This is a genomic window from Taklimakanibacter albus (assembly GCF_016595235.1).
Taxonomy (GTDB): Bacteria; Pseudomonadota; Alphaproteobacteria; order Rhizobiales; family Aestuariivirgaceae; genus Taklimakanibacter; species Taklimakanibacter albus.
Genome location: NZ_JAENHL010000007.1, coordinates 1,230,753 through 1,252,902, shown reverse-complemented (window position 1 = coordinate 1,252,902; position 22,150 = coordinate 1,230,753). Strand labels below are relative to the sequence as shown.

General features: G+C 64.4%; 17 protein-coding genes. 15 read left to right on the top strand and 2 right to left on the bottom strand.

What is annotated here, in order from left to right:
* Positions 1 to 33: 33 nt before the first annotated feature.
* The 8 genes from JHL16_RS17480 to JHL16_RS17445 all read left to right on the top strand — a co-directional run bounded on the left by JHL16_RS17480 (position 34) and on the right by JHL16_RS17445 (position 9,437).
* Positions 34 to 807: a ComF family protein gene (locus tag JHL16_RS17480; RefSeq protein ID WP_246770961.1), complete on the top strand. Its 774-nt coding sequence runs from the start codon at positions 34 to 36 to the stop codon at positions 805 to 807.
* A gap of 33 nt (positions 808 to 840) precedes the next feature.
* Entirely contained in the window at positions 841 to 1,101 is a 261-nt protein-coding gene (gene grxC / locus JHL16_RS17475; RefSeq protein ID WP_200186143.1) for a glutaredoxin 3, read from the top strand.
* Positions 1,098 to 1,937: a carbon-nitrogen hydrolase family protein gene (locus JHL16_RS17470; protein WP_200186142.1), complete on the top strand. Its 840-nt coding sequence runs from the start codon at positions 1,098 to 1,100 to the stop codon at positions 1,935 to 1,937. Before grxC ends, JHL16_RS17470 begins: the two co-directional genes overlap by 4 nt.
* A gap of 5 nt (positions 1,938 to 1,942) precedes the next feature.
* Complete coding sequence (locus tag JHL16_RS17465; RefSeq protein WP_200186141.1) at positions 1,943 to 2,416, top strand: DUF1178 family protein; 474 nt, start codon at positions 1,943 to 1,945, stop codon at positions 2,414 to 2,416.
* Between the two features lie 94 nt (positions 2,417 to 2,510).
* The gene (locus JHL16_RS17460) at positions 2,511 to 7,124 is read left to right on the top strand and encodes a CHAT domain-containing protein (protein ID WP_200186140.1); all 4,614 of its coding nucleotides are present in this window, start codon (positions 2,511 to 2,513) and stop codon (positions 7,122 to 7,124) included.
* The gene (locus JHL16_RS17455; RefSeq protein WP_200186139.1) at positions 7,121 to 7,807 is read left to right on the top strand and encodes a peptidoglycan-binding domain-containing protein; all 687 of its coding nucleotides are present in this window, start codon (positions 7,121 to 7,123) and stop codon (positions 7,805 to 7,807) included. Before JHL16_RS17460 ends, JHL16_RS17455 begins: the two co-directional genes overlap by 4 nt.
* A gap of 89 nt (positions 7,808 to 7,896) precedes the next feature.
* Positions 7,897 to 8,253, top strand: a complete 357-nt coding sequence (locus JHL16_RS17450) for a VOC family protein (protein ID WP_200186138.1) — start codon at positions 7,897 to 7,899, stop codon at positions 8,251 to 8,253.
* 68 nt (positions 8,254 to 8,321) lie between these two features.
* Positions 8,322 to 9,437 (top strand): branched-chain amino acid ABC transporter substrate-binding protein, encoded by a 1,116-nt coding sequence (locus JHL16_RS17445; RefSeq protein WP_200186137.1) that lies wholly within the window; start codon positions 8,322 to 8,324, stop codon positions 9,435 to 9,437.
* Between the two features lie 13 nt (positions 9,438 to 9,450).
* Here JHL16_RS17445 and ubiG read toward each other — a convergent pair whose 3' ends face one another.
* Entirely contained in the window at positions 9,451 to 10,203 is a 753-nt protein-coding gene (ubiG, locus tag JHL16_RS17440; protein WP_200186136.1) for a bifunctional 2-polyprenyl-6-hydroxyphenol methylase/3-demethylubiquinol 3-O-methyltransferase UbiG, read from the bottom strand.
* 154 nt (positions 10,204 to 10,357) lie between these two features.
* On the opposite strand from ubiG, the gene JHL16_RS17435 reads away from it, so the two are divergent.
* The 6 genes from JHL16_RS17435 (at position 10,358) to JHL16_RS17410 (ending at position 18,748) form a co-directional block, all read left to right on the top strand.
* Positions 10,358 to 11,614 carry an aspartate kinase gene (locus JHL16_RS17435; protein ID WP_200186135.1) on the top strand — a complete coding sequence of 419 codons (1,257 nt, stop codon included), beginning with the start codon at positions 10,358 to 10,360 and terminating at the stop codon, positions 11,612 to 11,614.
* A gap of 140 nt (positions 11,615 to 11,754) precedes the next feature.
* Positions 11,755 to 14,019, top strand: coding sequence for a phosphoenolpyruvate--protein phosphotransferase (gene ptsP / locus JHL16_RS17430; RefSeq protein ID WP_200186134.1), 2,265 nt, complete (start codon positions 11,755 to 11,757; stop codon positions 14,017 to 14,019).
* A gap of 108 nt (positions 14,020 to 14,127) precedes the next feature.
* Positions 14,128 to 15,255, top strand: coding sequence for a helix-turn-helix domain-containing protein (locus tag JHL16_RS17425; protein WP_200186133.1), 1,128 nt, complete (start codon positions 14,128 to 14,130; stop codon positions 15,253 to 15,255).
* Between the two features lie 91 nt (positions 15,256 to 15,346).
* On the top strand, positions 15,347 to 16,429 hold the full coding sequence (gene prfA / locus JHL16_RS17420) for a peptide chain release factor 1 (RefSeq protein WP_200186132.1): 1,083 nt from the start codon (positions 15,347 to 15,349) through the stop codon (positions 16,427 to 16,429).
* Positions 16,430 to 16,655: 226 nt separating this feature from the next.
* On the top strand, positions 16,656 to 17,510 hold the full coding sequence (prmC, locus tag JHL16_RS17415; protein ID WP_200186131.1) for a peptide chain release factor N(5)-glutamine methyltransferase: 855 nt from the start codon (positions 16,656 to 16,658) through the stop codon (positions 17,508 to 17,510).
* 344 nt (positions 17,511 to 17,854) lie between these two features.
* Positions 17,855 to 18,748, top strand: a complete 894-nt coding sequence (locus JHL16_RS17410; protein ID WP_200186130.1) for a DUF4167 domain-containing protein — start codon at positions 17,855 to 17,857, stop codon at positions 18,746 to 18,748.
* A gap of 58 nt (positions 18,749 to 18,806) precedes the next feature.
* Here the strand turns inward: JHL16_RS17410 and JHL16_RS17405 are convergent, their stop codons facing one another.
* Positions 18,807 to 19,361 carry a class I SAM-dependent methyltransferase gene (locus tag JHL16_RS17405; protein WP_200186129.1) on the bottom strand — a complete coding sequence of 185 codons (555 nt, stop codon included), beginning with the start codon at positions 19,359 to 19,361 and terminating at the stop codon, positions 18,807 to 18,809.
* A gap of 187 nt (positions 19,362 to 19,548) precedes the next feature.
* Here JHL16_RS17405 and clpB point away from each other — a divergent pair, with 187 nt between their 5' ends.
* On the top strand, positions 19,549 to 22,146 hold the full coding sequence (clpB, locus tag JHL16_RS17400) for an ATP-dependent chaperone ClpB (RefSeq protein ID WP_200186128.1): 2,598 nt from the start codon (positions 19,549 to 19,551) through the stop codon (positions 22,144 to 22,146).
* The last annotated feature ends 4 nt before the right edge of the window (positions 22,147 to 22,150 follow it).

Genomic DNA, 22,150 nt, shown 5'->3' with positions numbered 1-22,150 from the left:
AAGCGTCCCCCGGATTCCATGTTACAATCCGGCATGGCCGCATTGACGCTCGCGCAGATTTCGGACGGGGCCGCCCGCCTCGGCAGATGGAGCCTCGACTGGCTCATTCCGCCGCAATGCCTGACCTGCCACGATGCGGTGAGCGTAGCGTCCGGCCTCTGCACCAGATGCTGGAGCGCGCTTTCGTTTATCGAGGCGCCTTTGTGCGAGAGGCTCGGTTTACCCTTTTCCTATGACCCCGGCTCCGATGCGGTGAGTGCGGCGGCGCTCGCCGATCCGCCTCTCTGGGATCGCGCCCGTGCGGCGCTGGTTTTCGACGAGACGGCGCGGGCTCTGGCGCATGCCCTCAAATACCGCGATCGCCACGAGGCGGGGATCGTGATGGCAAGGCTCATGCGCCGCGCCGGGGCGCAGCTCATCGCCGACGCCGATGCGGTCATTCCGGTGCCGCTGCATCGCTTCCGGCTCTGGCGGCGGCGCTACAATCAGTCGGCCATTCTTGCCAAACATATCTGCCGCGCGGCGGACAAGCCCTTCGCGCCGCATCTCGTCCACCGGCAAAAGCGGACGCAAGCGCAGACCGGCCTCGATCTCGAGGAGCGGCAGCGCAATGTCCGCAACGCTTTTATCGTGCCGGAGCGCTACCGGCCTGACATCGTCGGCAAGTCCTTCCTGCTCGTCGATGACGTCCGCACCACCGGCGCGACGCTCACGGCCTGTACCCGTGCGCTGAAACAGGCGGGCGCTGGCCGCGTGGATGTCCTGACCTTCGCGCTTGTACCCAAGCCCAAGCAGTTCCATATTTAGGGTACGATCATTGTCCCATTTTCCGTGACGGCCATGTCGAAAGTCACCATCTACACGACGCCCTTCTGCCCCTACTGCCATTCGGCCAAGGCGCTGCTGCGCCGGAAGAATGTCGAATTCTCCGAGATCGATGTCAGCTATGACGCGGATGAGCGGCAGCGCATGATGGCGAAGGCCAATGGCCGGCGCACCGTGCCGCAGATCTTCATCGGCGAGACGCATGTCGGCGGCAGCGACGAACTCCATGCGCTCGACCGCCAGGGCAAGCTCGATCCGCTGCTCGCCGGGGCATGAGTTTCAAAGCAGCCCTCATCCAACTGCGCTCGGGGCGGGACATGGCGCGCAATATCGCCGAGGCTTCCGCCCTGATCGTGGAAGCGGCCCGGCAAGGCGCAAGCCTCGTCGCCACGCCTGAAATGACGAATATCCTGGAAACGGATCGCGACCGGCTGCGCGGCCTCGTGCGGCCCGAAGCCGAGGACGCCTCGGTCGCGGCCTTTGCCGAGCTGGCGCGCGATAAGTGGATCTGGCTCCTGGCCGGCTCTTTCGCGCTCAAGGGCCCGGGAGCCAGGCTTCTCAACCGCTCGTTGTTGTTCGCCCCCGATGGCACGGTCGTGGCCCGTTATGACAAGGTGCATCTCTTCGATGTCGACCTGCCGAACGGCCAGGTACTTCGCGAATCGGCCGCTTATGCGGCGGGCCATGATGTGCCGGTGGTGCCGCTGCCCTTCGCGACGCTCGGCCTCACCATTTGCTACGATGTAAGATTTCCTCATCTTTACAAAGATTTGGCGAAGAGAGGCGCGGAGATCCTGACGGTGCCGTCGGCCTTCACCAAGGTCACCGGCGAGGCGCATTGGGACGTTCTGCTGAAGGCACGCGCCATCGAGACCGGGAGCTTCATTCTGGCGCCGGCGCAAGGCGGCCTCCATGAATGCGGTCGTGAGACCTATGGCATGAGTCTTGCTGTTTCTCCCTGGGGCGAAACAATAGCAGAAGGCGGCGAGGTGCCCGAGCTTGTCATGACCACCATCGACAGATCGCAAGTCCTTGATGCAAGACGGCGAATCCCGGTGTTGATGCATGACCAGCAGGTCACCTTGAATGCCCAGGGAGAGGTTGCTACCTAAGCGTCATGATCCGATACGATCTCATTTGCGATAAAGGCCATGAATTCGATGGCTGGTTCTCCGACAGCGCCGCCTATGACGCGCAGGCCAAGCGTGGCCTCGTCACCTGCGTCCATTGCGGCTCGGCCAAGATCGAAAAGCAGCTGATGGCGCCGGGCATTCCGGTGAAGGGCAACCGCAAGAAGGAAGGCCCCACCAGGCCTGCAGCTTCGGCGTCGGCCGCCCAGCCGGTGCTCGCCAGCGCCTTCGATCCGCGCCAGGAGAAGCTTCTCCAGATGATGCGCGAGATGCGCAAGGCGGTCGAGGAGAATGCCGAATATGTCGGCAACAGATTCGCCGAAGAAGCGCGCAAGATCCATTATGAGGAATCGGACAAGCGCGGCATCTATGGCGAAACCACCGCCCAGGACGCCAAGGAACTCATCGAGGAGGGGATCGATATCCATCCTCTGCCGGTACTGCCCGAAGACGGCAACTGATCTCATCGCTTAATTATAAGTGTCTGTCGGCTTGAGCCTTCGCAAGGCCTATGGTCTATTCGCCCTGCCGCAAGGTTAGCAGACAGGCGACATCATGTTTCTCCCACAGGCTTACCGCCATCTCGGCGTGTTCGCGATTTTCATTTGCGCCGCCTTCGCGGGCGGCGGTCCGGCGCAAGCCGATGTGCGGAAGGATTTCGACAAGGCGCTCGCGGCGACGAACTGCCCCGGTATCGAGAATATTCAGGCGGCGGAACGTCTGGTGCTGCTCTCCGAATGGTCCGGCCACTCCCTCATCGAGCTGGCGCGGCGCGCCGGCTTCGGCTCCAATGTCAACAATCTCGGCGAGAACGATACGTTTCTTCCCGCCGATGAGGCCGACAAGGCGGCGATGCTCGACCGCATGGCCAAGGGGGCCGCTGAAGGCGTGCCGCGCCTGAAGGCCGACAGCCGGATCTATGGCGCGAAGCTGTGCCCTTTGCTGGCGAACGATTTTTTCGAAGACACGATCAAGATGCAGAAGCGCGCCAACGCGCCGGTGCGTCCCTATCTGCGTTTCGCCCAGCAGGTGAGCCGCCTCCATGGCTGCCATGACGGGCCGATCGACGGCGCCTTCGGGCCGGCGACACGCGCCGCCTGGAACCGCATGGCGGCGAGCACGGCGCCCGACAGCACCGTCTCCGATACCGGATTTCCCATGCCGGGCGATGTTCTCGCCGCGGCTGTGCATCCGGTCGCCGAAGGCGCCTGTGATGCGGATAAAGGCGCTGCCGCGCAGGCGCTCTATGACTATATATTCGTGCCGACGGAATATGGCATTGCGACGGGTGCTTCGACGATAGCTCAATTCGAGCAGGCGGCTCTGCTGAAGCCGACCCATTTGCGCAACCGCATCCTTGCTTTGGTGCTGGGACGCTGGAATCGCTACGAAGGCCCACCTGCGATTGGCGGCACGGCGATCGGCGAGGAGGAAATCTTCGCCCGCTTCTGGCCGCTCGTGCGCGATGATTTCGCAAGCTTCGCCGGAGATGTCTCGCCACCGGCGGCATATGAAAATGCCGGCGATGTCTATCTGCTCGCCGCCCAGCGCGCGCTTTACGGTATCGGCGTCGATCCGATGCCGGAGCCGGCGCTGATCCTGCTCGAGAAGCTCGCGCTTGAGAATCGCGATGCGCGCAACATGCTGGCCGGCGCCTATCAGTTCGGTATCGGCATCGTGCCCGATCCCGCCAGGGCGACGCGGTTCCTGCTGCGTGATCCATCCGATCTGCGCGATCCGGCCAGCGCCTTCGCCGCTTACGAAGCGTCGCGGTCGGATGGCGCGCGGGCCGCCGATTATGTGCGGGCGATGCTGGCCGTCGATGATGCGGAACAGGAGCAGCGCGAAGATGCCGGCGGCGAAGAAGGCGGCGAGACGCCGGCCTTCCAGAATGTCTCCATCTCGATATCCGAGATCGGCGACCTATCGCGCATAACGCGGCTCGCTCTCGATTTTCCGCAAGCGCTCGCGGTGGTGAAGAGCGCTCGTCCCGAGCAGCGTCTCATCTTCGGCCAGATGATGCTCGAAGGCCGCGGCGGCGAACGGCCGGCGCGCGATCTCGGCATAGATCTCATCGCTTCGGCCGCGGCCGACGGGCTTGCCGACGCGGCGCTGCGGCTGGCGCATATCCGCCGCTACCAGGAGACACCTGATCTCGCCGAAGCCGAGCGCCTCTATGGCGTCGCGGTCGATGCCGGCAGCCCGCAAGCCGCCTTCTCTCTCGCCGAAATGCTGGACGAGAAAGGCAAATTCGCCCAGGCTAAGGCGCTTTATGACAGAGCGGTGGACCTTCATGCCGCCAATCCGATGGCCTGGGATCTCGCGACGGCGCTGCAGAACCGCATCGTCGAGGGGAGCCCGTTCCTCGCCGCCAAAGAAGGCGCCGCCTGGCTGCAGGAGCGCATCGCCAAGGACAGCAAGCTCGCTTTGGCGATCGGTGATGCCTATCTCTGCGTGAGCTGCGGCGGCATTGTCGATGCCGCCCAGGCGGCGGCCTGGTATCGCAACGCTGCCGCCGTCGAGGAATCGAGTGACCGCTCGGCCTCGACCAAGCTCGCCCGTCTGCTCATCGCTTCGCCGGGCCTCGAGACGTCGAAAGACGAGGCGTATGCCATACTCAAGCACAATGCCCCGGCCGAGGCGCCGCAAGGCGATGACTCCTATATGGGCAGTGAATGGTACGCCCGATCCGGCGTACTCCTGCTGAGCGAAGCGGGCCGCCGTTCGAACGCCACGCCGAAGGATCTGAATGACGCTGTGCAGGCATTTCTCGGCCTCCTCTGTCCGCAGAAGGAAGGATGCCTGCCTCTGGCGCGCGGCCTCGCCAATGGTGAATTCGATCCAGGCCTGACCGGGCTCGGTTATGCGACGCTCGAGAATCTGCAGAAAAATGCCGATCCCGAGGATGACATGCCGGCCCGCGCCCTTGCCGATACACGCGCCGTCTATGGCGATTTCCGCGGCGCCATCGCGCTGTTGCGCCCGTTGCCAGCCGGCTATGACGATGTCGAGGCCTCGCTCCACACCGTGAAGCGGATCGTCGCCGCCAATCTGCGCCGGCGCAGCGCCGAGCTGCCGGACGGCCTGCTCGATTATGTGCGGCTGCTTGCGGCGCGTGGCGAAGACGAGGCGAAGGTGCTGCTCGGTTTGCTGTCCGACCCGCCCGCCGAGATCGCGGAAGCTCCGGCGGCCGATGTCGCCACCGCACAGGCGGCCTTCGACCAGCAGCTGGCGCGCGGCGCCTTGAGCCGCGGCCTTGCAGTCAGCGCGCGGCGGCTTTCGGAAGCGAAGGCCGCTGAAGGTGACAAGGACGCCGCGCTGAAGCTCGAATTCACCGCGCTCACCAGCGAGCTCAAGCTCGCCGCTGTCGATGCGATATTCGACGGCGCACTGCCGGGGCGGCTGACCAAGGTCTGCCTCCTGAGCCGGGCGAGCGAGCGGGTATCGGCGCTCGGTTTCGATGACGCCGCGCTGACGCTCGCCAAATATGCGGTCAACGAGCTGCAGCTGGTGCGCCGCGATATCGCCCAGCTGCCGGAGGGCTTGCGCACCTGCTTCCGCGACGTCGCCGCCAATCACTATCGCTGGCTCGCCGATCTGTTCGTCCGCCATCAACGCCTGGCGGAAGCACGCTACGTGATGGGGCTGCTCAAGGATTTCGAGACCTACGAATTCGTCGGGCGTGACCAGGATTACCGCAAGCGCGGTTATGACGGTTTCACGCTCGACCAGCTCGAGCAGGATTTCACCGGAGCGCTCGGCGCGATCGCCGTGCCGGTCACCGCCAAAGCCCGCTGGCTCGCCGACGCGCGCTGGAAGGCGCGCAACGGCAAGCTCAGCGACGCCGACAAGGCCGAGATGGCGAAAGTCGAGAAGGAGCTGGCCGAGGCGGCGAAAGCGTTCCAGCAGCAGCTCGACACGGCGCTTGCCGCGGCGCGCGGTCTCGGTCGCGACGAGCGTGCCGCAGATCTCGACAATCTCAAGGCGCTGCAATCCTTCCTGCGCAGCGAGGCGGGACGCAAGACGGCGGCGCTGCACTTCGTGGTGCTACCGCAACGCCTGCATGTCATTCTGACCACGGCGCAGTTCCAGGTGAGCCATACGGTCGAGACGCTCGACGGTGCGCCGTTCGAGGAGGCGAAGCTCGACCGCAAGCTCGATCAGTTCCGGGCATTGCTTCAGGATCCCGGCAGCGATCCGGCACCGCTGGCGGGCGATCTCTATCAGCTGCTCATCGGCCCCTTGCAGAAGGAGATCGAGGCGGCGGGCATAAATACGCTGCTCGTCTCGCCCGACCGGCGGCTGCGCTACATTCCCTTCGCCACCTTGCATGACGGCAAGGCCTATCTGGCGCAGACCTACAATCTGGCGCTGTTGTCCGACGCCGGCTATGAAGTCGCGGGCGACCATCGCACCGGCCTCGAGATCTCGGCCCTCGGCATGACCCGGGCGGCGGAAGACTTCTCCGCTCTACCCAATGTGCGCGCCGAGCTTGCCGGCATCGTCAAGGGCGATGCGTCATCCTATGGCTTCCTGCAGGGACGGATCGTGCTCGACAAGGATTTCACCCGCGACGCCTTGAAGAATTCCCTGCAATTCGGACCACCGGACAGCGGCGCGCTCGGCGTTGTCCATATCGCATCGCATTTCGCGCTGGGTCCCACCGATACGGACTCCAACCTGCTGCTCGGCGACGGCAGCCTGCTGTCGCTCGCCGATATCAAGACCGACCGCTTCACCTATGATTTCGGCAGTGTCGATCTCCTGACGCTGTCCGCCTGCTCGACCGCTTATGGTCTCGCCAACAGCGACGGGCGCGACATCGAAAGCTTTTCGGAAGTGTCGCGCAAGGGCGGCGCGCGGGCGATCCTGGCGAGCCTGTGGCCGGTCAATGACCTGTCGACCTCGCTGATGATGCAACGCTTCTACGAGCTGCGCGAAAGGCGCAATCTCGGCAAGGCGGAAGCGCTCGCGACGGTGCAACGCGAATTCATCGCCGGCACGCTGGGGCAGGGCGACGCAAGTGAAAGCGTCGTCGCCGAAACGGCGCGCCGCGGCGCCACCGCGATCGAAGAGGCCGATAGCGCCGCGCCCGCGCCGGTCAAGCTCGATGGCTTCAAACATCCCTTCTACTGGGCTCCCTTCATCATCATGGGTAACTGGCAATGAGGCGTGTATTGCGGGCCGCTCTGATCCTCCTTCTGGCGTCGGGCGCCGGAATGGCGCAGGCGCAGGAGATCAAGCAGGGCGCGTGCTACCGGGCGGAGGTGCCGCGCACTTACGGGCCGGTGCGCTCCATCACCGCGAAGCTCGACAAGAACGGCATCGACATCCAGTTCACCGAGTGGGACACGCCCAACACGATCTTTCTGGCCGGCGCCTCCTGTGCCGAGAGCGGTGGACGATTGATCCATTGCAGCATCGAGTGCGACGGCGGCCATGCCGATCTGGCGCTGACGCCGGACGGGCGGCTCAGCCTCCTGGCCAGAAGTCTGCGCAGCCTCTCGCTTGGCCAGGAATCGCGCCTGCTGAGCTCGCTCGATGCCGATGGCACGTCGCTCAGCGGGCTCTATGTGTTGAACGAGAGCGCGTCCGAGCAATGTACGCCGGAAGGCGAGACCTATCAGGTGGCGCTCCAAGCGGGCGACGACACACCTTCGGTCGCCGCGGCGGAAAGGCTGCTGAACGATCTGGGTTTCCTGCTGGAGAAGCCCGACAACATCTTCTCTGATCGTACCCGGGCCGCGGTGGCGCAGTTCCAGACCGCGTCCGGCCTCAAGGCGACCGGCGTCATCGATGCCGAGACGGCGCGCCGGCTGGTGGCCCAGTCGGCGACGAACGGCGGTTGCTAGATCAACGCTGAGGCGGCTGGCCGTTTTCTTCAAGACATCCCAAGGCGGGAACGCCAGGATGGTCGAAGTTCAGCCGCAGGAGATTCATCATGAGCAAGCAAGGTCACGACCGGCAGATCGATTATGTGGAATTCAACGTGGCCGATATCGCCCGGTCAAAAAGCTTCTACGGCACGGCATTCGGGTGGTCGTTCACCGATTACGGACCCGCTTATTGCGAGTTCAATGACGGCAGGCTGAAAGGCGGCCTGACGACGACCGCTCCCGTGCGCGCCTCCGGCGGACCGCTGGTCATCCTCTATGCCGACGATCTCGAAGCTGTCGAGGCGAGCGTGCGCCGGGCGGGAGGTGAGATTCGCAAGCCGATTTTTGATTTTCCGGGTGGGCGCCGGTTTCATTTCAGCGACCCCGATGGCTACGAGCTCGCGGTATGGTCGGCCGCCTGAAAGGCTGAGCGTGAGGCCACGCAGAATCCACTCGCCGATGTCTGGCCGTTCAGCTAGGCTCGGCTCCCATGTGGAAGCTCCTGTTCCTGGCCAGCAACGGCCTCGTGGCCGCCGTGATGCTTTCTGTTGCCGCCGCCGCGGAAATCCGGATCGGTGTTGCCGGGCCCATGAGCGGTCCTTTTGCGGCATTCGGCGCACAGATGCGGCAAGGTGCGCGAATGGCCGTCGACGAGATCAACGCCTCTGGCGGTATCAATGGCGAAAAGCTGGTGCTCGCAACGAGCGATGACCGTTGTGATGCCAAACAAGGCGCTCCGACAGCGGACAAGATGGCCGAGAAGAAGGTGGTGCTGGTCGTCGGGCATTTCTGCGGCGGCACCTCGATCGCGGCGTCGCATGTGTATGCGCGTCAGAACATCATTCAGATCGAGCCGGCCTCGACCAACCCCGCGCTCACTGAGCAGCGTCCGGGTCCCGGACTATTCCGTCTGGTGCCCTCCGACCGCAAGCAGGCGTCGTTCGCCAGTGCGTATATCGCTCGGAGATTTGCCGGCAAGAAGATCGCCATCATCGGAGATGACAGCCACTACGGCGCATCCCTGGCGCAGAGCGTTCGAGCCGCGCTCGCGGCCCTGGGGCAGGCGCCGACCCTGAGCGAAAGCTTTGCGGGGGGCCAGAAGGATTTCTCCTCCCTGGTCGCGAAACTCAAGGCGGCGGGAATCGATGTCGTCTATGCCGGCGGCTATCACACGGAGATCGGGCGGCTCGTCCGCGAAATGCGCAGACAAGGTGTGACGGCGCAACTTGTCGGACCCGATGCGCTGGTGACCATGGAGTTCTGGCGCCTAGCGCGTGGCGCGGGGGAGGGGACGCTGATGAGCTTCACACCCGATCCGCGCAAAAGTGCTGCCGGCGCGAAAGTCGTCAAGAAGTTCAGGGCGAGGAAGCAGGAGCCTCAGGGCTACACGCTGCATAGTTATGTGGCGGTCAAGCTGTGGGCCGACGCGGCCAGATCGGCCGGATCTGTCGAGTTCGCCAAGGTCACCGCGGCGCTGGCGAAGGCCAATGCGGATACACCGATCGGCAAGGTTCGCTTCGATGGTCAGGGCGACCTCGTCGACCCGCCGATGATCTGGTATGTCTGGCACAAGGGCAAATATGCCCCCCTCAAGAATGCCGATTGAGGTCGAGGCTGCGTTAATTCCCCGGCTTCTGCGCCACCAGCATGTAGTTCACGTCCAGGTCGCGGGCGCGGCGCCATTCACTTGAAAAGGGATTGTAGGTGACGCCGGTGCGGTCGAGCTGCTTGAGCCCGCTCTCAGTCAGCCAGGTCTCGAGCTCGTCGGGCGTGATGAACTTCTCCCATTGATGGGTGCCCTTGGGCAGCCAGCCCAGCACATATTCGGCGCCGATGATGGCGAGGCCAAAGGATTTGAGCGTCCGGTTGAGCGTCGCCACGAAAATGAGCCCGCCGGGCTTGAGGAGCCGGGCGCAGGTCTCGACGAAAGCCTCTGGGTCGGCGACATGCTCGATCACTTCCATGTTGAGGATGACGTCGAAGGTGGCCCCCGTTTCCGCCAGCGCCTCGGCGGTCATGGCGCGGTAGTCGATGGCGAGATCCTGCTCACTTGCATGGACGCTCGCGGTCGCGATGTTCTTTTCCGAGGGGTCGATGCCGGTGATCTCGGCGCCCAGCCTGGCCATCGGCTCGGTCAGAAGGCCGCCGCCGCAGCCGATGTCGAGGAAGCGCAGGCCCTCGAAGGGCCGCCTGACGAAGGGGTCGCGGGCGAAGCGGGCCGAAACCTGCTCCTTGATGTAAGCGAGCCGGACCGGATTGAAGACATGCAGGACCGCGAATTTACCTTTCGGATTCCACCATTCGGCGGCGATTTTGGAGAATTTTTCGACCTCGGCGGGATCGAGGCTGGGGGCGGTCAGGGCAGGGGTCATCTTGGCTCCAGAATGTCGTATCCCATTATTGCATAGAGGGGCCCCCTCATCTATGAGTACGCCGCGCCGCATCCCACCCTTATTCAAGGTTCTAGGACAAGGCGTGCCGGGCCCATCGGGGACCCCGTGCGCGTGACGAAAGAGGTTTTGGGCCATGGGCCGCTTGGTAATGAAATTCGGGGGCACTTCCGTCGCGGATATCGAGCGAATCCGCAACGTGGCGCGCCATGTGGAGCGTGAAGTCAAGGCCGGCCATGAAGTGGCCGTGGTGGTGTCGGCGATGGCGGGCACGACCGACAGGCTGGTCGGCTGGTGCCGCGAGGCGGCCGCGGTGCATGACGCCCGCGAATATGACGCGATCGTCGCCTCGGGCGAGCAGGTCACTTCCGGCCTCCTCGCCATCGTGCTGCAGGATATGGGCATTCCGGCCCGCTCCTGGCACGGCTGGCAGGTCTCGGTGAAGACCGACGGCGTCCATGGCGCGGCGCGTATCGCCGCCATCGACGCGTCCGAGCTGCGCAAACGCATGGAGCAGGGCCAGGTCGCGGTGGTGGCCGGCTTCCAGGGCATCGGGCCCGACAAGCGAATCACCACTCTGGGCCGCGGCGGCTCCGACACGTCGGCGGTGGCGCTGGCGGCGGCGCTGGAGGCGCGCTGCGACATTTATACCGATGTCGACGGCGTCTACACGACCGATCCGCGCATCGACAGCAAGGCGCGCAAGCTCGACCGGGTCTCCTATGAGGAGATGCTGGAAATGGCTTCGCTGGGCGCCAAGGTGCTGCAGACGCGTTCGGTTGAACTCGCCATGGTCTACAAGGTACCTTTGCAGGTGCGCTCGAGCTTCGAGGCGCCCGACGCCGCCAATCAGAACCGGCCGGACGGGTCGGGCCCCGGAACACTCGTATGCGATGAGGACAGTATCGTGGAACAACATGTCGTCAGCGGCATCGCCTATTCGAAGGACGAAGCCAAAGTCTCGATCCGCAAGGTCAAGGACAAGCCGGGCGTCTCCGCCTCGATCTTCGGCCCGCTCGCCGAGGCCGATATCAGCGTCGACATGATCGTGCAGAACGTCTCGACCGACGGCGAGACCGCCAACATCACCTTCACGCTGGCGCGCAAGGATCTGCGCAAGGCGTTGGAAGTGCTGCAGGGCCTGAAGGACAAGGTCGGCTATCACGAGCTCACCCATTCGGTCGACGTGTCCAAGGTGTCGGTGGTCGGCATCGGCATGCGCAGCCACGCCGGCGTCGCCGCCAAGATGTTCAAGTCGCTGGCCGAGAAGGGCATCAACATCCAGGCGATCACCACGTCCGAGATCAAGATCAGCGTGCTCATCGACGAGGCTTATACCGAGCTCGCGGTCAGGGCGCTGCACAGCGCCTATGGTCTCGAGGGAGCCAACTGAGCGATGATCCTCGCGCTTGGCCATAAACGATTTACGATCCTTTCGGGGAAACCGGTGACGCCGGCTTCCTGGATTGGCGTATGTTATCGCCAAGCCTGCGCCATTACGATGGCGCGAAGCGCACATGAGGACACCGCCTGATGGTCACATCCGCCTTAGGCCCGCGTGTTCTTCTCAGAAGGCTCCGCGAGGTCATGGCGGAGCCCGAGACCGCGCAGAAGCGGCTCGACAAGATCGTCGTCCTGATCGCGGCCAACATGGTCGCGGAAGTATGCTCCATCTATGTGATGCGGCCGGGCCAGGTGTTGGAGCTCTATTCCACCGAAGGCCTCAAGCGCGAAGCCGTCCATCTGTCGAAACTGAATGTCGGCGAAGGTCTCGTCGGCACCATCGCCGGCGAGGCGCAGCTTCTCAATCTCGCCGACGCCCAGGCGCATCCGGCCTTCAAATACCTGCCGGAGACCGGTGAAGAAGCCTATCACTCCTTCCTCGGCGTGCCGATCCTGCGCAACGGCATCGTCATCGGCGTGCTGGTGGTGCAGAACCGCACGCGGCGCCATTATACCGATGAGGAAGAAGAAGCGCTGCAGACCACGGCCATGGTGCTGGCCGAGATCATCGCCTCGGGCGGCCTCACCGATGTGGCGCGTGACGTCGCCGCCGACATCTCCCATGTGCGCAGCCACCATGTGAAGGGCGATGCGCTGGCCGACGGCATAGCGCTCGGCCATGTCGTGCTGCACGAGCCGCGCGTGGTGGTCGAGAATCTCATCGCCGAAAACATCCCGAAGGAGAAGCTCCGCCTCGACGGCGCGATCGAGCAGCTCAGGGCCCAGATCGACGAGCTCATCGACGGCACCGATACGCGCGGCGGTGAATATTCCGAAGTGCTCGAGACCTTCCGCATGTTCGCGCATGACCGCGGCTGGGTGAACAAGTTGCGCGAGACGGTCGAGACCGGCCTCACCGCCGAAGCCGCGGTCGAGCGCGTGCAGAGCGACAACCGCGCCCGCATGATGCGCACGCCCGATCCCTATTTGCGCGAGCGCATGCATGATCTCGACGATCTCGCCAACCGGCTCCTGCGTATTCTGACCGGCCAGATCGCCACCGCGTCGCGCGGCGACCTTCCGCAGAACGCCATCGTGGTGGCGCGCAATATGGGCCCGGCCGAGCTCCTCGATTACGACCGCACCAAATTGCGCGGCGTGATCCTCGAGGAGGCCGGCCATGGCAGCCATGTGGCGATCGTGGCGCGCGCACTCGGTATTCCCGCGATGGGCCAGAGCGAAGGCATCATCGATGTCGTCGACACCGGCACGCCGATCATCCTCGACGGCACCGTGGGCGAGGTCTATGTGCGCCCGTCGCCCGAAATCGAAAAGGCCTATGCCGACAAGGCGCGCTTCAATGCCAGGCGCCAGGCCCAGTTCGCGGCGCTGCGCGACACGCCGGCGATCACCCGCGACGGCGTCAAGATCGATCTCGGCATCAATGCCGGCCTGCTCGTCGACCTGCCGCATCTGCGCGATTCCGGTGCGGAAGGCATCGGCCTGTTCCGCACCGAGCTGCAGTTCATGATGGCGCAGCATTTTCCGCGCCTCGATACACAGGTGCGCCATTACCGCGGCATCCTCGCCGCGGCGAATGAGCGGCCGGTCACGTTCCGCACTCTCGATATCGGCGCCGACAAGCTTCTGCCTTATCTGCGCCAGGTGAAAGAAGACAATCCGGCCATGGGCTGGCGCGCCATCCGCATGGCGCTCGACCGGCCGGCTTTGTTGCGCCTGCAGCTCAGGGCGCTTCTCAAGGCCGGCGCCGGACAGACCTTGCGGGTGATGTTCCCGATGATCGCCGAGGTGCATGAGTTCGTCACCGCCAAGGCGATGATCGAGGACGAGAAACGTTATCTCAAGAAACACGGCCACAAGATTCCGGCCAAGCTCGAGGTCGGCGCCATGATCGAGGTGCCGGCGCTGGTGTGGCAGCTCGACCAGCTCCTGCCCGAGCTCGATTTCGTTTCCATCGGGTCGAACGACCTGGTGCAGTTCCTCTATGCCTCCGACCGCGGCAATCCGCGCCTCGCGCATCGTTACGATCCGTTGAGCCCGGCGGTGCTGAAAACCATCCGCGCCATCGTGCTGGCGGGGCAGAAACATGGCGTCCATGTCAATCTATGCGGCGAGATGGCCGGCCGGCCGATCGAAGCGATGGCGCTGATCGGCCTTGGCCTCACCTCGATCTCGATGGCGCCGGCGGCGATCGGTCCGGTCAAGACCATGATCCTCTCGGCCGACCGGGTGAAATTGTGGGAATTCATGGAGCCGCTGCTGGCCCGGCCCGACCATTCGCTGCGCGAAACGCTCAGCTCTTACGCTAAGTCGGCCGGCATCAGGTTGATTTAACGTGCCAAGATGAGGCGGCGTTAGCCTTCTGCTTACCATTCTGAGGCATCTTCAGGCGAGTGTTAGCGTTACCGGCGAGTTAAGGCCGGTTGTCTGGAGAAGTGCTCCATGGATGCTTTATCCGCCGATCTCGACCGCGACGATCCCGCGCTGGGCGATGCGACTCCGTTTTTCCGCCCAAAGCCTGACGGGGACCTCAATCCCGCCGGCGAGGCGGGATGGTATCTGCAGCGCGAGCGGGAAAAGCGCGGCCTGACCCTCGACCAGGTCGGTGAGGCCACCGGTATTCACCCCTATCATGTCGAGGCCATCGAGCGGGGCGACCTGACGCGCCTGCCGGAACGGCTCCAGGCGCTCGAAATGGTCGGCATCTATGGCGAGTATATGGGCTTCGAGCCCGAGCCGCTGGTCACCCATTACGCGGCCTTCCTGCCGCGCCCGGCGACCGCCGGGTCGAAGGTGCATCCGGCCAATCCGGGACCGCTGTCGAGCGCCAAGATCCTCAGATTCGGCAAGCTGCCGCCGTTCCCGCGGTTTAACATCAAGTCCTTCCCGGGTGGTGCGGGCGGCGTGATCGGCTCCTGCTTCGGCGCCGTCCTGCTTTTCGCCACCGCGAGCTGGCTGATGCAGCCGGTGCCCAATGCGGGCCCCGATCAGCAGGTCGCCCAGGAAGAGACGCTTCCCGAAAACGATCCGATGCCCACCGCATCGACCGGCGAAAGCCAGACCAATGTGGCGGTCAGCGAAGAACCGATGCCCGAGGCGGTCGAGCCGAAGGTGACGGAAGAAACCGCGACCACCAGCCAGGATCCGGCGAGCGAAGAGGATGCTTTGTCCGGTATCGGCGCCCTGATCGAGGATAATTTCGAGTCTCCGGCAACCGCCACGCCCGGCCAGGCCGCGGCCCCGGTGCCGACGCCCAACAAGCCCGCCGCCCCCAAGCAGACGGCCGCCGCTCAGCCTTCGGGCGAAGACGGCGCGCGTCTGGTGCTCAAGGCAAAGGCGCCGGTCTGGGTGCGCATCGAGGACTCCCAAGGCAATGTGGTGATGACGCAGATGCTGCGCGGTGGCGACACCTACAGTGTGCCCAACCGTCCGGGGCTGGTGGTGATCGCCCGCGACGGCGGCCTGCTCTCCTACATGATCGATGGTCGTGAGCGCGGCATTCTCGGCGTCCCCGGCCAGATCCTGGTCGGCCAGCCACTCGATATCCAGGCGCTCGAAAAGCGCGGATAATCCCGCGAGAACTTTGAATACCGGGATTGGCGGGAGCGTCGAGCTTCCGCCATTTCCTTTTCTGCGAAGTTTGCTCTACAAGCCCGCCATCATGAGTGCCATTCCGCAAGCCAAGCTCGACCGCATCCAGCAGCGTTTCGCCGTCATCGAGGCGGAGCTCGCGCAAGGCGCTTCGGGCGAGACCTTCGTGAAGCTGTCCAAGGAATATGCCGAGCTCAATCCGGTGGTGGTGGCCGCCAGGGCGCACGCCAAAGTGCGTTCCGACCTCGCCGGGCTCGAGGAAATGATCCAGTCGGGCGACAAGGACATGGCCGAGATGGCCCAGGCCGAGAAGCCCGATCTTGCAAAGCGCATCGATGAGCTCGAGCAGCAGCTCAGGATCCTCCTGCTCCCCAAGGACGCGGCGGACGAGCGCAATGTCATCCTCGAGGTTCGCGCCGGCACCGGCGGCGACGAGGCGGCGATTTTCGTCGGCGATCTCTTCCGCATGTATCAGCGCTACGCGTCGATCCAGGGCTGGCGCGTCGAGGTGATCTCGGCGAGCGACGGCGATCACGGCGGCTACAAGGAAATCATCGCCACCATCACCGGGGCGGGGGCCTATGCCAGGCTCAAATTCGAATCAGGCGTGCACCGGGTGCAGCGTGTGCCGGCGACGGAAGCGCAAGGCCGCATCCACACCTCGGCGGCGACGGTGGCGGTGCTGCCGGAAGCCGAGGAAGTCGATATCGAGATCAACGATGCCGATCTGCGCATCGACGTCTATCGCTCCTCGGGGCCGGGCGGCCAGTCGGTCAACACCACCGACAGCGCGGTGCGCATCACCCATCTGCCGACCGGTCTCGCCGTCGCCCAGCAGGATGAAAAATCGCAGCACAAGAACAAGGCCAAGGCGCTGAAAATCCTGCGTGCCCGGCTCTATGAGCGCGAGCGCCAGCGCCTCGATGCCGAACGCTCGGCCACCAGGCGCGGCCAGATCGGTTCGGGCGACCGCTCGGAGCGCATCCGCACCTATAATTTTCCGCAAGGCCGGGTCACCGACCACCGGATCAATCTCACCCTCTACAAGCTCGATCAGGTGATCGAAGGGCCGGGGCTCGACGAGCTGGTCAGTGCGCTGATGACCGAGCACCAGGCGGAACTGCTCGCCGCCGCCGAGGCCGATGCAGCATGATCCTTCTACCCTCGCCCCGCGAAGCGGGGAGAGGGTAGGGGCCCGCCGCAGAGCGGCGGGAAGGGTGAGGGGCGCGCGGTCTCTTGGTGCAATGCTAAACAAGTCAGTTGTGAATGCTGTGTCAGAAGGAACGGTAACAGGGATGCCCCTCACCCTCCCAACGCTGACGCGTCGGGTCCCTCCCTCTCCCCGCTTCGCGGGGCGAGGGGAAAAGGCGTGATCCCCGATGCGGGAAGAAGATAGAGCCAGCGAGCTGCTGAGGTCCGCCAAGCTGGCGTTGGAGCGGCAGGGCCATGCGACGCCGGCGCTCGATGCCCGATTGCTCTTGCAGGCAGCCGCAGGTCTCACCCGCGAGGCGATGATCGCCGATCCCGACCGGCCGGTCGCCGCCGACGCGGCGGCGCGCTTTCGCACTTTCATCGACCGCAGGCTCAAGGGCGAACCGGTTTCGCGTATCTTGGGAGACCGCGAATTCTATGGCCGGGTCTTCACGGTCACGCCGGCGACGCTCGACCCCAGGCCCGATACCGAGACTTTGATCGATGCGGCGCTCACTTTCATGCCGGCGGACAGGCCATGCCGCTTCATCGATCTGGGCACCGGCACCGGGGCCATCGCCCTCACGCTCCTCGCCGAGCGTCCTCTGGCTGAGGCCGTCCTGACGGATATTTCCCCGCAGGCGCTGGCAGTGGCGCGGGCAAATGCTGAAAGGCTGGGCGTCATGGCGCGCGCCAGCTTCATCGAGGCGAGCTGGTTTGCGGGGATCGAGGGCCAGTTCGATCTGATCCTGTCGAATCCACCTTACATACCCACGGCGATTCTGCCGACACTGGCGCCGGATGTGCAAGATTTTGACCCTAGGTCAGCATTGGATGGCGGGCCCGACGGTCTCGGTCCCTATCGGGAAATCGCCGCCCGGGCGCTCTCCTTCCTGGCCCCGCAGGGGCGCGTGATCGTCGAAATAGGGGAAGGACAAGCTCTTGAAATAGAAGATATTTTTAAGGCCTTTAGGCTGGTCCCCGAGAGCCGCTGGAAAGACCTCGCCGGGCATGTCCGCTGTCTCGGTTTTACACAGGCCTGAGCGCGACAAAAAAGGGGTTGGAAATGCCGGGGGGAAGGGCTACGTTATTAATCGGTATTTCGTTCTGCCCGTTGCGATCGGCGCTAGACGGCAGGTGACGGGACGGCCCTCCAAGGCAAATAGTCCCTTCCACATTAAGATTAGCGCGGTCGAAATGTAACGGCTCCTTGCCAGGATACGTTCTCAGGCAGAGCAAGACCTTACCTAAACCACAGGGACCGACTTGGCAGGGCTCGTTTGAGAGTCGATCGTCGATCAGAAATCATGCCGGACCGGCGTGATGTGATTCTGCGTGTGGGAAAAACCGCGGACAGTATGAATCTGAACTAAGGCATGAGCAAAAAATGAGACCAGGGCAGCACAACAAGCGGGGCCGCGGCCGGAATCGTCGTCACAATGGTGGTGGCGGCGGAGGCGGTGGTGGCGGCGGCAACCCGCTCAATCGCGTCTATGAGAGCAACGGGCCGGACGTGAAAGTGCGCGGCACGGCGCAGACCGTCGCCGACAAATATCTCCAGCTCGGCCGCGATGCCCAGGTCTCCGGCGACATCGTGATGGCCGAGAGCTATTATCAGCATGCGGAACATTATCTGCGCATCCTGGCCGCAGCCCAGGCCTATCAGCAGCAGATGCAGCAGCAATTTCGTCGTCCCGAGGACGAGTTCGGCGAAGATGACGAGATGGATGGCCAGGGCGAAGGCGATGACGGCCAGCCCGAGATCGGCAATGAGCGGCCGGGCTTCGCGCAGGACGCCGGCGACCAGCCGGACGGCTTCGATGCCGGACCCGAGCGGCGCGATTATCAACAGGGCAACCGCGACAATCGCGACTTCCAGCACAATCGCGGGCCGGATCAGCAGCATAACCAGGGTCAGGGCCGCGACCGCAATGACCGCAACAACCGCGGTGACCGCTTCCGCCCGCGCTGGGAGAACCGCCGCGACAACCGTGATCAGCAGGGCGGCGACAATCGTTATCAGCAGGGTGGCCAGCAGCCCTATCAGGCGCGGCGCGATGAGCAGCAGCCGCAACCGGCGGCCGTCGAGCCCGAGCAGCCCCGTCTGCCGGTCGCCGAAGCCGCCCCGCCGGCGCCGGCCGCGGCACCCGCCGCTCCCGCTCCCGTCGAAATCAACGGCTCGGCCGAGAAATGGGACGGACCGCAGCCGTCCTTCCTGAAGCGCCCGACGCGCGCCCGCAAGCCGAGGGCGGCGAAGGAAGCGGCGCCGAGCGAAGATTAGAGCATCGGCCCGAGAAGTGTGTGCGGTTCTCGGATAAGCCGATGCGTAAAATAAAGAATTACAGCGAGCGGTAGACGAAATACCGCTCGCTTCTCACTGCATGCGGCAAGGGCACAGCCTTTGCGTTCGACAGCGTCAGCGGCAAGTCCGACAGTACGATCGCCCCTGGCGCCAGCAGCGCCGGCAGAGCGCCGCTCACCACTTCGGCGATCTCGGCATTGATCGCCTCGTCATAAGTCCCGACATCGGAATTCACCAGAACGGCCTTACCGCCGAAGCGGTAACGCGCCTCGGGCAAGGTGTCCGACAGCTTGCCCAGAATCAGATGCTCGGCATCGGGCGTGCAGTCGGGAAAACAGTCGATCTCGCGGTCGAAGACGAAAATGTCGCGCCCGGGCAGGTGCCGGCGCATATGGTCAAAGGTCCGGCCATGGCCGAGGCCGAGCTCGAGCACCGGGCCGGACCGGCCGGCGATCTCGCCAAAGGCCCAGTTCAGGCAGCGGTGCTGGGCTTCCAGCCGGAACAGGAGGCGCTCCAGCCGGGTCGGCTCTGAGGCCCCTGCGACGTCGCGTCCGACCGCCGTTTCCCTCGGATTTTCATCGATTTCATGCATGGAAATAAGGTGCTCAATCTTGCCAATGGGAAAATCATTCCCATATCTCGGACGGGAAATCACCCCCTTGGAGCCGAATGCCTGACTTGAGGGTTTTGTTCCGGGGTGGGATGATCCAATCAGCCAATGACGGCGTTAACGGGGTGCCTTTCAGGGCTCCGGAAACGTGCCGAGGAGGAGAGTACATATGGATTTTGAGAAATACACCGAGCGGGCTCGTGGTTTCATCCAGTCGGCCCAGTCGCTTGCCTTGCGCGAGGGACATCAGCGCTTCAGCCCCGAACATCTTCTGAAAGTCCTGCTCGACGACGAGGAAGGTCTCGCTTCGGGCCTCATCACTTCTGCCGGCGGCAACAGCCGCCAGGCGCTCGCCGACACGGAAGCCGCGCTCAAGCGTCTGCCGAAAGTGTCGGGCGGCGGCGCGGGCCAGGTCTATCTCGCGCCCGAGACGGCGCGCGTCTTCGAGGCCGCCAACCAGCTCGCCCAGAAGGCCGGTGACAGCTTCGTCACCGCCGAGCGTCTGCTGCAGGCGCTGGCGATCGAGAAGTCAGACGCCCAGAAGGCCCTGAAGGACGCCGGCGTCACGCCGCAGCGCCTCAATGAGGCGATCAATGAATTGCGCAAAGGCCGCACTGCGGATTCCGCTTCCGCCGAGCAGGCCTATGACGCGCTCAAGAAATATTCGCGCGACCTCACCGAGGCGGCGCGCGCCGGCAAGCTCGATCCGGTGATCGGGCGTGACGACGAGATCCGCCGCACCATCCAGGTGCTGTCCAGGCGGACCAAGAACAATCCCGTGCTCATCGGTGAGCCGGGCGTCGGCAAGACCGCGATCGCGGAAGGCCTGGCGCTGCGCATCGTCAATGGCGACGTGCCGGAGAGCCTCAAGGACAAGAAGCTCCTGGCGCTCGACATGGGCGCCCTCATCGCCGGCGCCAAATATCGCGGTGAGTTCGAAGAGCGGCTCAAGGCGGTGCTGTCGGAAGTGACGGCGTCGGATGGCGGCATCATCCTGTTCATCGACGAGATGCATACGCTCGTCGGCGCCGGCAAGGCCGATGGCGCGATGGATGCGTCGAACCTGCTCAAGCCCGCGCTGGCGCGCGGCGAGCTCCATTGCGTCGGCGCCACCACGCTCGATGAATACCGCAAGCATGTCGAGAAGGACGCCGCTCTGGCGCGGCGCTTCCAGCCCGTCTTCGTGAGCGAGCCCACGGTCGAGGACACGATCTCGATCCTGCGCGGCATCAAGGAGAAGTATGAAGAGCACCACAAGGTGCGGATCACCGATTCCGCGCTGGTGGCGGCAGCCCAGCTCTCCAACCGCTACATCACCGACCGTTTCCTGCCCGACAAGGCCATCGACCTGATGGACGAGGCGGCGTCGCGGCTGCGCATGCAGGTCGATTCGAAGCCCGAAGAGCTCGACGCGCTCGACCGCGACATCATGCAGATGCAGATCGAGCGTGAGGCGCTCAAGAAGGAGACCGACCGTGCCTCCAAGGACCGGCTCGGCCGGCTCGAGAAGGAACTGGCCGATCTCCAGGAGCGCTCGAGCGAGTTGACGCAGAAATGGTCGGCCGAGAAGCAGAAGCTCGCGTCGGCGGCGACGCTCAAGAAGGAATTGGGCGATGCCCGCACGCTTCTCGAGCAGGCGCAGCGCAAGGGCGACTTCGCCAAAGCGGGCGAGCTCGCTTACAGCACCATTCCGGGGCTCGAGAAAAAGCTGAAGGACGTCGAGGAGCAGGCCAAGGGCAATCCCATGGTCGAGGAGGCGGTGACCCAGAACCACGTGGCGCAGGTCGTGTCGCGCTGGACCGGCATTCCCGTCGACAAGATGCTCGAGGGCGAGCGTGACAAGCTTTTGAAGATGGAAGAGGCGCTGGGCAAACGCGTCGTCGGCCAGGCGGAAGCGGTGAAGGCCGTCTCCACGGCGGTCCGGCGGGCGCGTGCGGGTCTCCAGGATCCCAACCGCCCGATCGGCTCCTTCATGTTCTTAGGCCCGACCGGCGTCGGCAAGACCGAGCTCACCAAGGCGCTCGCCACGTTCCTGTTCGACGACGAGCACGCGATGGTGCGCATCGACATGTCGGAATACATGGAGAAGCATTCGGTCGCCCGGCTCATCGGCGCGCCTCCCGGCTATGTCGGCTACGACGAAGGCGGTGCGCTCACCGAGGCGGTCAGGCGGCGGCCTTATCAGGTTGTCCTGTTCGACGAGATCGAGAAGGCGCATCCCGACGTGTTCAACGTGCTGCTCCAGGTGCTGGATGACGGCCGTCTCACCGACGGCCAGGGCCGCACGGTGGATTTCCGCAACACGCTGATCGTGATGACGTCGAATCTCGGCTCCGAATATCTCGTCAATCTCGGCGAGAACCAGGATGTCGATGAGGTCAGGGACCAGGTGATGGCGGTGGTCAGAGGCCACTTCCGTCCCGAATTCCTCAACCGGCTCGACGAGATCATCCTGTTCCACCGGCTGAAGCGCGAGCATATGGGCGCCATCGTCGACATCCAGCTGCTGCGGCTGCAGAAGCTGCTCGCCGACCGCAAGATCACGGTCAAGCTCGACAAGGCGGCGCATGAATGGATCGCCGACAAGGGGTATGACCCGGCCTATGGCGCGCGCCCCTTGAAGCGCGTGATCCAGAAGTCGCTGCAGGACCCGCTCGCCGAGGAAATCCTCGGCGGCGAGGTGGTCGATGGCGACACGGTCGATGTCGGTGTCGGCAAGGACGGCCTCACTCTCAAAGCGGTGAAGTCGAAGTCCAAAGCGGCGTAAGCCA

Excerpts from the sequence above, each read along its gene's own strand:
- ptsP (WP_200186134.1), top strand. The coding sequence starts at position 11,755 with ATGGTCACATCCGCCTTAGGCCCGCGTGTTCTTCTCAGAAGGCTCCGC.
- prmC (WP_200186131.1), top strand. The coding sequence starts at position 16,656 with ATGCGGGAAGAAGATAGAGCCAGCGAGCTGCTGAGGTCCGCCAAGCTG.
- JHL16_RS17405 (WP_200186129.1), bottom strand. The coding sequence starts at position 19,361 with ATGCATGAAATCGATGAAAATCCGAGGGAAACGGCGGTCGGACGCGAC.
- JHL16_RS17425 (WP_200186133.1), top strand. The coding sequence starts at position 14,128 with ATGGATGCTTTATCCGCCGATCTCGACCGCGACGATCCCGCGCTGGGC.
- JHL16_RS17470 (WP_200186142.1), top strand. The coding sequence starts at position 1,098 with ATGAGTTTCAAAGCAGCCCTCATCCAACTGCGCTCGGGGCGGGACATG.
- JHL16_RS17455 (WP_200186139.1), top strand. The coding sequence starts at position 7,121 with ATGAGGCGTGTATTGCGGGCCGCTCTGATCCTCCTTCTGGCGTCGGGC.
- JHL16_RS17460 (WP_200186140.1), top strand. The coding sequence starts at position 2,511 with ATGTTTCTCCCACAGGCTTACCGCCATCTCGGCGTGTTCGCGATTTTC.
- JHL16_RS17450 (WP_200186138.1), top strand. The coding sequence starts at position 7,897 with ATGAGCAAGCAAGGTCACGACCGGCAGATCGATTATGTGGAATTCAAC.
- clpB (WP_200186128.1), top strand. The coding sequence starts at position 19,549 with ATGGATTTTGAGAAATACACCGAGCGGGCTCGTGGTTTCATCCAGTCG.
- JHL16_RS17445 (WP_200186137.1), top strand. The coding sequence starts at position 8,322 with ATGTGGAAGCTCCTGTTCCTGGCCAGCAACGGCCTCGTGGCCGCCGTG.
- JHL16_RS17435 (WP_200186135.1), top strand. The coding sequence starts at position 10,358 with ATGGGCCGCTTGGTAATGAAATTCGGGGGCACTTCCGTCGCGGATATC.
- grxC (WP_200186143.1), top strand. The coding sequence starts at position 841 with ATGTCGAAAGTCACCATCTACACGACGCCCTTCTGCCCCTACTGCCAT.
- JHL16_RS17410 (WP_200186130.1), top strand. The coding sequence starts at position 17,855 with ATGAGACCAGGGCAGCACAACAAGCGGGGCCGCGGCCGGAATCGTCGT.
- ubiG (WP_200186136.1), bottom strand. The coding sequence starts at position 10,203 with ATGACCCCTGCCCTGACCGCCCCCAGCCTCGATCCCGCCGAGGTCGAA.
- JHL16_RS17480 (WP_246770961.1), top strand. The coding sequence starts at position 34 with ATGGCCGCATTGACGCTCGCGCAGATTTCGGACGGGGCCGCCCGCCTC.
- JHL16_RS17465 (WP_200186141.1), top strand. The coding sequence starts at position 1,943 with ATGATCCGATACGATCTCATTTGCGATAAAGGCCATGAATTCGATGGC.
- prfA (WP_200186132.1), top strand. The coding sequence starts at position 15,347 with ATGAGTGCCATTCCGCAAGCCAAGCTCGACCGCATCCAGCAGCGTTTC.